Origin of the sequence: Micromonospora sp. M51, from assembly GCF_018070305.1 — a bacterium.
Classification (GTDB): Bacteria; Actinomycetota; Actinomycetes; order Mycobacteriales; family Micromonosporaceae; genus Micromonospora; species Micromonospora parva.
Genome location: NZ_JAGPXZ010001341.1, coordinates 1 through 778 on the forward strand (window position 1 = coordinate 1; position 778 = coordinate 778).

Here is a 778-nt window from a genome sequence, read left to right on the forward strand (position 1 = left end):
CCTCCAGGCTGGCCTCGGTGGGCGCGATGGGGAAGCTCAGGTGGACCACGCCGTCGGCGTACTCGCGCTGGACCTGGTAGCCGAAGTCGGCGAAGACCCGCAGCATCGTCCCGTTGGCCGGCAGCACCTCCGCGACGAAGCTCATGATGCCGTTGCGGCGGGCCGCGTCAGCCAGGTGCTCCATCAGCACCGAGCCGATGCCGCGACCCTGGTAGGCGTCCTCCACCACGAAGGCCACCTCCGCCTCGGGAGCCTGCGGGCCGAGGCGCTCGTACCGGCCCACAGCGACGATCTGGTCGGCGGCCAGCACCACGAACGCCTCCCGGTCGTGGTGGTCGACGGTGACGAAACGGATCAGATCCCGCTCCGGGATGCGCGGGTACGGCGAGAAGTACCGCAGGTAGCGGGTGCGCTCGGAGAACCGGCTGTGCATCGCCACGATGCCGGGCGCGTCAGCTGGCTCGATCGGTCGCAACTGGACGGTGCTGCCGTCGCTGAGCAGCACGTCGACCGGATGGCCCACGGTCGTCACCGGAACAGCCCTCCCCCGGCCCGGCTCAGTCCCGCGGATCGTGCGGGTCGAGCCCGAGCAACGGGAAGACCGTCTTGCGGGTGGCCGCGATCGCCCGGTCCACCGCGTTCGGCTCGCCGGTCGGCTGCCACGGCTCGTACGACGGGTCGGCGTCGTCGGTCATCCGCAGCGGCACCTCCCGACCCAGCTGCCGGGAGGCGACCAGGTCCCGCCACGCGGGTGGGGTGAGGGTGGCCGGGTCGATCG

Annotated in this window: 1 protein-coding gene and 1 pseudogene; both read right to left on the bottom strand. The window is 72.0% G+C overall.

The genetic code is table 11. The features are described from left to right. The coding region (locus KBX53_RS34700) for a GNAT family N-acetyltransferase (RefSeq protein WP_210864006.1) at nucleotides 1–532 on the bottom strand (532 nt) is incomplete at its 3' end. Between the two features lie 25 nt (nucleotides 533–557). Continuing rightward, nucleotides 558–778, bottom strand: a pseudogene (locus KBX53_RS34705) (acetoin utilization protein AcuC); the annotation flags it as partial.